This is a genomic window from Streptomyces hundungensis (assembly GCF_003627815.1).
Taxonomy (GTDB): domain Bacteria; phylum Actinomycetota; class Actinomycetes; order Streptomycetales; family Streptomycetaceae; genus Streptomyces; species Streptomyces hundungensis_A.
Window position 1 is genome coordinate 5,698,011 of the sequence record NZ_CP032698.1, and the last position, 10,833, is coordinate 5,708,843.

Here is a 10,833-nt window from a genome sequence, read left to right on the forward strand (position 1 = left end):
CCCGCCGCCCGCACCTGCGGTGCAGCGCATCCGACTGCGCTACACCAAGCGCGGCCGCCTCCGGTTCACCAGCCACCGTGACTTCCAGCGCGCCTTCGAGCGGGCCCTGCGCCGCGCCGAGGTGCCCATGGCCTACTCGGCGGGCTTCACCCCGCACCCCAAGGTCTCCTACGCCAACGCCGCGCCCACCGGCGTCGGCTCCGAGGCCGAATACCTGGAGATCGCGCTCACCGCACAGCGCGACCCCGAGAAACTGCGCGCCCTGCTCGACGAGTCGCTGCCCACCGGGCTCGACATCATCGACGCCGTCGAAGCCCGCACCTCGGGCCTCGCCGACCGACTGACCGCCTCCATCTGGGAGCTGCGCCTCGACGGCGTCACCGTCGAAGAGGCCGGCAAGGCAGTCGAGACCTTCCTCGCCGCCGAGAGCGTCGAGGTGCAGCGCAAGACCAAGAACGGCATGCGCACCTTCGACACCAGGGGCGCGGTCGCAGAGCTCCAGGCGCTTGCCCCGCAGGCCGATAGGCCTCTCGGCGACGCCTGTGCGATACTGCGGCTGGTAGTGCGGCACCTGACACCTGCCGTACGACCCGACGACGTCCTGTCCGGTCTCCGAGCTGTGGCCGACCTGGCGCCGCCGGTCCCCGCAGCGGTGACCAGGCTGGCGCAGGGGCTCTTCGACGAGGAGTCCGGCACGGTGACCGACCCGCTCGCGCCCGACCGCGAGGCAGCCCCGGCCGCTCCACAAACGGCCGCCGGGACCGTCTCTGCGACGGCGCCGGAAGGTCCCGCCGCGTAAGGGCGGTCGTCGTAGCGCAGCCCTGGCACTCGGAGCCACCTGGGTCGGGCCGCGCACAGACCTAAAAGACTTTCGCCAGGCCGTACGCACACCGCATACGGAACCGGCGAGCCAGACATAACAGCTCCCGTGCGGCGCCCGCGCCCCGGACGGCGGCACCCGCGCACACCAAGCGGGCCGTGCCGCCGGACCGGAACAGGCGCGGCGCCCGGGAGCGTGACGGGAGCTACGCCCGCATGCTTGAGCAGAACGAATCCGGTACCACCCGGGACAACGACCAGAACAGCCCCAGCGACACGCTGCCGCCGCGCCGCAGGCGCCGCGCGGCGTCGCGGCCCGCGGGGCCGCCGGTGGGTGCGACACCCGCCGAGCAGGCCACCGAGCCGACGGCGGGGACCGCCGAGTTGGCCGCGCCCGCCGCCGAGCAGTCCGAGGCCCCCGCGCCGCGTGCCCGTCGCCGTGCGACCCGTAAGGCGACGGCTCCGGCCGGTGCGCCGCAGGCCGCCGAGGAGATCGTGGAGGCCACTGCGGCCCCGGTCGCCGCCGAGGCATCCGCGCCCGCCGCCGATGAGCCCGAGGCTCCCGCGCCGCGTGCCCGTCGCCGTGCGACACGTAAGGCCACCGCTCCGGCTGGTGCGCCGCAGTCCGCCGAGGAGATCGTGGAGGCCGCCCCGGCCGCCGTCGCCGAGGCGCCGGAGAGCGTGTCCGGGAACGTCGAGGAGGCCTCCGAGGCCCCCGCGCCGCGTGCCCGTCGCCGTGCGACCCGTAAGGCGACGGCCCCTGCTGGTGCGCCGCAGGCCGCCGAGGAGATCGTGGAGGCCGCCCCGGCCGCCGTCGCCGAGGCGCCCGAGAGCGTGTCCGGGAACGTCGAAGAGGCCTCCGAGGCCCCCGCACCGCGTACCCGCCGCCGCGCCACCCGCAAGGCGACCGCGCCGCAGACCACCGTCGCGGCCCCCGCCGCCGAGATCGTCGTCGCCGACGAGCTCGACGAGGACGAGGAGGCGCAGGAGAGCGCCGAGGCCGTCGCCGAGGCCCCCGTCGCCGAGGAGCCCGCCGCGGCTCCGGCGCCCCGCACCCGCCGCCGCGCCACCCGCCAGGCCACCGCACCCGCCGGCGCGCCCCAGGCCGCGCCCGAGGAGCCCGCCGCGCCCGAGGAGCCGGCCCGGGTCGAGACCCCGGCCGCCGCCCAGGACGACGCGCCGCGCGGCCGCACCCGCCGCCGCGCCGCCCGGCCCGTGTCCACCCCGCAGTTCACCCCCGTCGAGCCGGAGCCGCAGCCCGCGCCGCAGGCGGAGGAGCCCGCCACGGGCCGCAGCCGCGGCGCCAAGGGCCAGAGCGCGTCCGGCCGTCGCCGCGCCACGCGCCCCGCCGTCGCCGTCTTCCAGGCGCCGGTCTTCACCGAGCCCATGTTCCAGACCCCGGAGACGGCCGCGGCCGCCGCTGCCGCCGCCCGCGTCGAGGAGCCCGAGGAGACCGAGCCGACCTCCGTCGAGGCCGTCGAGACCTTCGAGGCACCCGAGCCGGCCGCCGAGCCGCAGGGCCGCTCGCGCCGTCGCCGCCGCCGTGGCGAGGCCGCCGAGCCCGCGCAGGACAAGGCCGTCGACGAGCCCGTGGACGAGCACGTCGAGGAGCCGGCCGAGGCCGAGGCCGAAACGGAGTCCGAGGACGCCGACGACGACCGCCCCTCGCGCCGCCGTCGCCGTGGTGGCCGCCGCCGTCGCCGCGGTGAGCCCACCGAGGCCGAGGACGCCGCCGAGGAGCACCCCGACGAGCAGGCCGACCAGGCCGAGGGCGCCGAGTCCGACGAGGACGACGACGAGCACGACGAGCACGAGCACGAGGACGAGGACGGCACGCCGTCCGCGGCCGGAACCAGCAGCAGCCGTCGCCGGCGCCGCCGCCGTCGCCGCTCGGGCGACTCGGGCCCCGACGGCGAGCAGGGCCCCGACGACCCGGAGCGTACGGTCGTCAAGGTCCGCGAGCCGCGCCCGGTGCGCGAGCGCATGGACGCCCTCACGTCCTCCTCCTCCGACGAGGTCCAGTCCATCAAGGGCTCGACCCGTCTGGAGGCCAAGAAGCAGCGCCGCCGCGAGGGCCGCGAGCAGGGCCGCCGCCGCGTCCCGATCATCACCGAGGCCGAGTTCCTGGCCCGCCGCGAAGCCGTCGAGCGCGTCATGGTCGTCCGCCAGAGCGGCGAGCGCACCCAGATCGGCGTCCTGGAAGACGACGTGCTCGTCGAGCACTACGTCAACAAGGAGCAGGCCACCTCGTACGTCGGCAACGTCTACCTGGGCAAGGTCCAGAACGTGCTGCCGTCCATGGAGGCCGCGTTCGTCGACATCGGCAAGGGCCGCAACGCCGTCCTGTACGCCGGCGAGGTCAACTTCGAGTCGCTCGGCATGGGCAACGGCCCGCGCCGCATCGAGGCCGCCCTCAAGTCCGGCCAGTCGGTGCTCGTCCAGGTCACCAAGGACCCCATCGGCCACAAGGGCGCCCGCCTGACCAGCCAGGTCTCGCTGCCCGGCCGCTACCTGGTCTACGTGCCCGAAGGCTCGATGACCGGCATCAGCCGCAAGCTGCCCGACACCGAGCGCGCGCGTCTGAAGACCATCCTAAAGAAGATCGTCCCCGAAGACGCGGGCGTCATCGTGCGCACCGCCGCCGAAGGCGCCAGCGAGGACGAGCTGCGCCGTGACGTCGAGCGCCTCCAGGCGCAGTGGGCCGACATCCAGAAGAAGGCCAACCAGATCTCGACGTCCTCGCCGTCGCTGCTCTACGGCGAGCCGGACATGACCGTCCGGGTCGTCCGCGACATCTTCAACGAGGACTTCACCAAGGTCATCGTCAGCGGTGACGAGGCGTGGGAGACCATCCACGGCTACGTCCAGCACGTCGCCCCGGACCTCACCGAGCGGCTTTCCCGCTGGACCAGCGAGGTCGACGTCTTCGCGACGTACCGGATCGACGAGCAGCTCGCCAAGGCCCTGGACCGCAAGGTCTGGCTGCCCTCCGGCGGCTCGCTGGTGATCGACAAGACCGAGGCGATGATCGTCGTCGACGTCAACACCGGCAAGTTCACCGGCCAGGGCGGCAACCTCGAAGAGACCGTGACGAGGAACAACCTCGAAGCGGCCGAGGAGATCGTGCGCCAGCTGCGGCTGCGCGACCTCGGCGGCATCGTGGTCATCGACTTCATCGACATGGTCCTGGAGTCCAACCGCGACCTCGTCCTGCGCAGGCTGCTCGAATGCCTGGGCCGTGACCGCACCAAGCACCAAGTGGCCGAGGTCACCTCGCTCGGCCTGGTCCAGATGACGCGCAAGCGCGTCGGCCAGGGCCTGTTGGAGTCCTTCTCCGAGACCTGCGTCCACTGCAACGGGCGCGGCGTGATCGTGCACATGGAGCAGCCGACCTCGGTCGGCGGCGGCACCGGCAAGCGCGCGAAGAAGCGCGGCCGCGGCGGCGCCGAGCACGACCAGCACACCCACGAGCACGAGCACGACGTCGTGGACGCCGAGCTCGTCGAGCCCGAGGACGTCGAGACGGAGGCCGTCGAGTCCGAGGCCGAGGTCGCCGCGGAGATCGCGGCGCCGATCGCGCTCGCCGAGCCCGAGTTCGTGCCCGACGAGGAGCTGTACGGAAGCGTCGCCGAGGCGGAAGCCGCCGCGCGCGGCGGACGTGGCCGAGGCGGCCGGGGTCAGCAGGGCGCCACCGCGCGCCGCCGTGCCACCCGCAAGGCCTCGGCTCCGGCCGGTGCGCCCCGTACGGCCGCCGCGGAGGCCCCGCAGGCCCCGGCCGCGGTGGTCGAGGAGCCGGAGGCCGAGCAGGCTCCGGCGGCGGTGACGGTCGCCTCGTTCATCGAGGACGACGCGCCGCGCGGTCGTACCCGTCGCCGCGCCACCCGCAAGGTGTCCGCCCCGGCCGGCGCGCCGGCCTCGGCCGTCGCCGAACCGGTGGTGGTCGTCACCGTGCCCGAGCCGAAGGCCGAGGAGCCGGCGCGGGAGCCGGCGGCCGAACCCGTCGCGTCCGTCGCGCCTGCCGCCGAGGAGGCGCCCGTCGCCGCCCCGCCGCGTGCTCGCCGCCGTGCGACCCGCAAGGCGACGGCCCCGGCCGGTTCGCCGTCGGGCGCCGAGGAAGCCGCGATCGTCGTCGTGGAGGCCGCCCCGGCGGCCGAGCGGACCGGGTCGACGGAGCCGTCCGAGCCGGTGTCCGCGCCGGTGTCCGAGTCGGCGGAGTCCGCCGAGGAGGGCGCGCCGGCCAAGAAGGCGGCCCGTAAGACGGCGAAGAAGGCCACCGCGAAGAAGGCCGCCACGAAGAAGACGGCGGCCAAGAAGACCGCGGCGAAGAAGACGACCGCCAAGAAGGCCACGGCCAAGAAGACGGCGGCGGCGGAGCAGTAGCAGTCCTCGGTCTCGGTTCCGACCGAGAGCTGAGGGTCCTCAACTGCCGTACCGCGCCGAGCAATTGGCCCGCACGCGGCTCAGGAGCCCGTCCCCGGAACATCCGGGGGCGGGCCCCGTCGTGCGGGGTCCTGCCGCGGACGCGTCCGCCTGGTTTGGTCGCTGAGCAGCGCGGGTAATGACGCTGGTTTGACCCGCCACGTCCGGCCCCGTAGCCTTGTCCTTCGGCGTGTTTATATACGCGCCTGCCCCTGAGCACCTCACCTCCCGGTCCGCCGGGGGAGGCCCCCTGCTTTCTGCGGGAAGGCTGGCTTCAAGGGTCCCGTATCGAGCGAGAGAGAGATCCGCGTGTACGCCATCGTGCGCAGCGGTGGTCGCCAGCACAAGGTTGCTGTCGGCGACATCGTTGAGGTTGACAAGATTTCCACTGCCAAGGTTGGCGACACGGTCGAGCTCTCGACCCTGCTCGTTGTCGACGGCGACGCCGTGACCAGCGACCCGTGGGTGCTGGCCGGGATCAAGGTCACCGCCGAGATCGTGGACCACCACAAGGGTGCCAAGATCGACATCCTTCGGTACAAGAACAAGACCGGTTACCGCCGTCGCCAGGGCCACCGCCAGCAGTACACGGCGATCAAGGTCACCGGCATCCCCACGGCTGCGAAGTAAGGGACTGAGGAGACATGGCACACAAGAAGGGCGCATCGTCCACTCGGAACGGTCGCGACTCCAACGCTCAGCGGCTCGGCGTCAAGCGCTTCGGCGGCCAGACCGTCAACGCCGGTGAGATCCTGGTCCGCCAGCGCGGCACCCACTTCCACCCGGGCGCGGGCGTCGGTCGCGGTGGCGACGACACCCTGTTCGCGCTGGAGGCCGGTGCGGTGCAGTTCGGCACCCACCGTGGCCGCAAGGTCGTGAACATCGTTCCGGCTGCCTGATCACTTAGGCATCTGTAGAGCGATTCCAGCGGAGGCGGACCTCACTTCCCTTTCGGGAAGCGGGTCCGCCTTTCGCGTGTTACAGAATAGACATCCCCGTATCTTCCCCCAGCCCGACAAAGGCCCGGGGGCCTCAGGAGGCACATCCCATGACCACCTTCGTGGACCGCGTCGAGCTGCACGTCGCCGCGGGTAACGGAGGCCACGGCTGTGCCTCCGTCCACCGTGAGAAGTTCAAGCCGCTGGGCGGCCCGGACGGCGGAAACGGCGGCCGTGGCGGCGATGTCACCCTGGTCGTCGACCAGTCCGTGACGACGCTCCTCGACTACCACCACTCGCCGCACCGCAAGGCCACCAACGGCCAGCCCGGCGCCGGCGACAACCGCTCCGGCAAGGACGGCCAGGACCTGGTCCTGCCCGTGCCCGACGGCACCGTCGTCCTCGACAAGCAGGGCAACGTCCTGGCCGACCTGGTCGGCGAGGGCACCACCTATGTCGCGGGCCAGGGCGGCCGCGGCGGCCTCGGCAACGCGGCGCTCTCCTCCGCCCGCCGCAAGGCCCCCGGCTTCGCGCTGCTCGGCGTCCCCGGTGAGTCCGCCGACATCGTCCTGGAGCTCAAGAGCGTCGCCGACGTCGCCCTGGTGGGCTACCCGAGCGCCGGCAAGTCCTCGCTGATCTCGGTGCTCTCCGCGGCCAAGCCGAAGATCGCGGACTACCCGTTCACGACGCTCGTCCCCAACCTCGGCGTGGTGACGGCCGGTTCCACCGTCTACACCATCGCCGACGTCCCCGGCCTGATCCCCGGCGCCAGCCAGGGCAAGGGCCTGGGCCTTGAGTTCCTGCGCCACGTCGAGCGCTGCTCGGTCCTGGTGCACGTCCTGGACACCGCCACGCTGGAGTCCGGCCGCGACCCGGTCTCCGACCTCGACATGATCGAGGAGGAGCTCAAGCAGTACGGCGGTCTCGACGACCGGCCGCGCCTGGTCGTGCTCAACAAGATCGACATCCCGGACGGCCAGGAGCTCGCGGAGATGATCCGCCCGGACCTGGAGGCCCGCGGCTACCAGGTCTTCGAGGTCTCGGCCGTCGCCCGTACGGGCCTGAAGGAGCTGTCCTTCGCGCTCGCCGGGATCGTCGCGCAGGCGCGTGCGGCCAAGCCCAAGCAGGAGTCGACGCGTATCGTCATCCGGCCCCGCGCCGTCGACGACGCGGGCTTCACCGTCGCCTTCGACGAGGTGAACGAGGTCTACCGGGTGCGGGGCGAGAAGCCGGAGCGCTGGATCCGCCAGACCGACTTCAACAACGACGAGGCCGTCGGCTACCTCGCCGACCGCCTCAACCGCCTCGGCGTCGAGGAGGCCCTGATGAAGGCCGGTGCGCGCGCGGGCGACGGCGTGGCCATCGGTCCCGAGGAGAACGCGGTCGTCTTCGACTGGGAGCCGACGATGATGGCGGGTGCGGAGATGCTGGGTCGTCGTGGTGAGGACCACCGCCTCGAGGCGCCGCGTCCGGCGGCTCAGCGGCGGCGGGATCGGGATGCGGAGCGGGACGAGGCGGACCAGGAATTCAAGGAGTTCGGCCCCTTCTGAGGCTGGGCCGGGCTGCTCCCCGGGGGCTTTCCCCGGGGCCGGGCCCGGGCTCTGCGGCGCGGTCCGAGGCCACCGGGCTGGTCTGCGCGGTTCCCCGCGCCCCTTGACCCTCTCGATCCTGCCGGTCGTGGGTGGCTGGTCGCGCAGTTCCCCGCGCCCCTTGGCTGCTCGGTGCGGGGGCACCTTCAGCCTGTCCGGCGTTTGAGGACGAGCGCCCTTAAGGCGCGATCGGGGTTTGGGGCGGAGCCCCAGGGCGCTCCTGTTTGGGTGCGGGTCGTGGGTGGCTGGTCGCGCAGTTCCTCGCGCCCCTGGCGGGTCGGTGCTGGCCCGCATCGGGCACCCTCAGCCCGTCCGGCGGTTGAGGACGAGCGGCGTTCAGGCGCGATAGGGGGCCTGGGGCGGAGGCCCCGGGGGGTGGGGGTCCCGTAGGATTCTTGGGTGAGTCAGAGCGCTACCTCCCCGAACGACCCCCCGCGCGTGAGCGTCGTCGTCATCGCCTACAACGACGCCGGTCTCATCACCGCCGCCGTACGGTCGGCCCTGGCCCAGGGAGACGCCGTCACCGAGGTCGTAGCGGTGGACGACTGTTCCAGCGACGGCACGGCCGCCGTCCTGGACCAGCTGGCCACCACCGAACCCCGGCTGCGCGTCGTGCGCCGCACAGAGAACAGCGGCGGTTGCGGAACCCCCCGCAACGACGGCATCGCCGCCGCCACCGGCGCGTACGTCATGTTCCTCGACAGCGACGACGTGCTGCCCCCCGGAGCCGTCGAGGCGCTCCTGGCCGCCGCCGAGAAGCACGGCACCGAGGTCACCGTCGGTCGCGCCGTGCGCCGTGAGCTGCCGGCCGGGCGCGATGTGCGCTGGCAGCCCGCGCTCTACCGGGAGGCGGCCGTGTACGAGTCGCCCGAGGACGAGCCGGCCCTGCTGCACGACACGCTCTGCGTCAACAAGCTGTACCGGCGCGACTTCTTGACGGACCGTCATATCCGGTTCCCCGACGGCAAGTTCGTGTACGAGGACTTCGTCTTCACCGCCCGGGTGTACGCCGCGGCCCCCCGCGTCGCCGTCGTGCCCGAGCTGGTTTACATCTGGCACGTGCGCCGCGCCGCCGCCCAGGTGTCCCTCTCGCTCGCCCGCACGGACGTCGCCAACTGGCAGGCGCGCATCACCGCCCACACCGAGGCCGTCGAGGCGTTCCGGGCCGCCGGGCGCCCCGCGCTCGCGGCCGCCTGCCGCACCAAGTTCGTCGACTACGACCTGTGTCTGTACCTGCGCGAGCTGCGCGTACGCGACGCCGCCTACCGGGCGCGCTGGTGGGGGCTGACCCGCGCCCACCTCGCCGGCTTCGAGCCCGCCGAGCTCGCCGCGGCCGCCGCCCCGGCCCGCTGGCTCGCGCGCGTCGTGCTCGCCGCCGACGACCCCCGCGACCTGGACCGGCTCTCCCAGCTCGCCGCCGACCCCGCCCGCCTCACCCCGCCGTACGCCACCGCCGACGGCTCCGCACCCGTATGGGCCGACGATCTCGTCGACGTAACGCTGGACGGGTTCGAGGCGCTGCCCGCCGACCGGCTCCCCGTCACGGTCGACGCGACCCTGCTCGCCGGCCGCCGCGGGATCCTCAAGCTGCGCGTGCACGAGCTGTACGGGCGGCTCGCGGCCGCCGGCGCCCCCACGAGCGCGGACGTCGAGTTCGTGCCCAGGGACGGCGGCGAGAGCGCCCTGACCGTCACCGCGCCGCTGGGCGAGAGTGACGGAGGCTGGAGCGGGCAGGTCCCCGTGCCGCTCGCGCGGCTCGCGGCGGCCGGCGGGCGCGGCACCCAGATCTGGGACCTCCGGGTCCGTCTGAACACCCCCGCGGGACCCGGCGCGCACACCACCGCACGGGCCCGGGCGGCCGGGCTGCGGCGCACGGCCGTCCCCGGCAGCCGGTACGGTGTTCTGCTGGTGCAGCCGTACCGGACGTCGAGCGGATCGCTCGCGGTACGGCTCGCGCCCGGAGTGCAGGGGGCCTTCGGGGTGGTCGGCGGGAAGCTGCGCAGACTGGCCCGGACGGCTCGACCAAGGCGACGATGAGGAACGTGGACGCGCATATGACTTTTCTGATCACTGGCGGCGCCGGATACATCGGCTCCCACGTCGTGAGGGCCATGACGTCGGCGGGGGAGCGCGTCGTCGTCCTCGACGACCTCTCCACCGGTGACGCCGGCCGGCTGCCGCAGGGCGTGCCGCTGGTGGTCGGCTCCGTCCTCGACCGCGAGCTCCTGGACCGCACCCTCGCCGAGCACTCCGTCACCGGCGTCGTGCACCTGGCGGGCAAGAAGCAGGTCGGCGAGTCCGTCGAGATCCCGCTGCACTACTACCGGGAGAACGTGTTCGGCCTGACCGTCCTCCTGGAGGCGGTCGCCGCCGCGGGCGTGCGGACCTTCCTGTTCTCCTCCTCCGCCTCCGTGTACGGCATGCCGGACGTCGACCTCGTCACCGAGGACACGCCCTGCCTGCCGATGAGCCCCTACGGTGAGACCAAGCTCGCCGGCGAGTGGCTGGTGCGCGCGGCCGGCAAGGCCCACGGCATCGCCACCGGCTGCCTGCGCTACTTCAACGTGGCCGGCGCCGCCACCCCCGAGCTCGCCGACACCGGCATCTTCAACCTCGTACCGATGGTGTTCGAGAAGCTGGAGGACGGGCAGCCGCCGCGCATCTTCGGCGACGACTACGCCACCCCCGACGGCACCTGTGTGCGCGACTACATCCACGTCGAGGACCTCGCCGACGCCCACCTGGCCGCCGCCCGCAGTCTCGCCGAGGCCGCCAAGGCCGGCGAGTACCGCGACCTGACCGTCAACATCGGCCGCGGCGAAGGCGTTTCGGTGCGCGAGATGGTCGACCTGATCAACGAGATCACCGGCCGGGGCATCGCCCCCGAGGTCCACCCGCGCCGCGCGGGCGACCCGGCACGCGTCGTCGCCTCCGCCGACCGCATCGCCGCCGAACTCGGCTGGAAGGCCCACCACGACGTCCGCTCGATGATCTCCTCGGCCTGGTCCGGCTGGCGCCACCACCGCGACGGCTGACCCGGCCGTCCCCCCAGCGACGAAAGGCCCCGC

General features: G+C 73.4%; 7 protein-coding genes. All 7 read left to right on the top strand.

Annotation, left to right across the window (positions count from 1 at the left end):
* Nucleotides 1-19 precede the first annotated feature (19 nt).
* The 7 genes from DWB77_RS25255 (at nucleotide 20) to galE (ending at nucleotide 10,800) form a co-directional block, all read left to right on the top strand.
* Nucleotides 20-799, top strand: a complete 780-nt coding sequence (locus DWB77_RS25255) for a TIGR03936 family radical SAM-associated protein (RefSeq protein WP_120723411.1) — start codon at nucleotides 20-22, stop codon at nucleotides 797-799.
* A gap of 236 nt (nucleotides 800-1,035) precedes the next feature.
* Nucleotides 1,036-5,199, top strand: coding sequence for an Rne/Rng family ribonuclease (locus tag DWB77_RS25260; RefSeq protein ID WP_120723412.1), 4,164 nt, complete (start codon nucleotides 1,036-1,038; stop codon nucleotides 5,197-5,199).
* Nucleotides 5,200-5,547: 348 nt separating this feature from the next.
* Complete coding sequence (rplU, locus tag DWB77_RS25265) at nucleotides 5,548-5,868, top strand: 50S ribosomal protein L21 (RefSeq protein WP_120723413.1); 321 nt, start codon at nucleotides 5,548-5,550, stop codon at nucleotides 5,866-5,868.
* Nucleotides 5,869-5,882: 14 nt separating this feature from the next.
* Nucleotides 5,883-6,137 carry a 50S ribosomal protein L27 gene (rpmA, locus tag DWB77_RS25270; protein ID WP_120723414.1) on the top strand — a complete coding sequence of 85 codons (255 nt, stop codon included), beginning with the start codon at nucleotides 5,883-5,885 and terminating at the stop codon, nucleotides 6,135-6,137.
* A gap of 149 nt (nucleotides 6,138-6,286) precedes the next feature.
* Nucleotides 6,287-7,726 (top strand): GTPase ObgE, encoded by a 1,440-nt coding sequence (obgE, locus tag DWB77_RS25275; protein ID WP_120723415.1) that lies wholly within the window; start codon nucleotides 6,287-6,289, stop codon nucleotides 7,724-7,726.
* A 438-nt stretch (nucleotides 7,727-8,164) separates the two neighbouring features.
* Complete coding sequence (locus tag DWB77_RS25280) at nucleotides 8,165-9,802, top strand: glycosyltransferase family 2 protein (RefSeq protein WP_120723416.1); 1,638 nt, start codon at nucleotides 8,165-8,167, stop codon at nucleotides 9,800-9,802.
* Nucleotides 9,803-9,819: 17 nt separating this feature from the next.
* Nucleotides 9,820-10,800: a UDP-glucose 4-epimerase GalE gene (galE, locus tag DWB77_RS25285; protein ID WP_120723417.1), complete on the top strand. Its 981-nt coding sequence runs from the start codon at nucleotides 9,820-9,822 to the stop codon at nucleotides 10,798-10,800.
* Nucleotides 10,801-10,833: the final 33 nt, after the last annotated feature.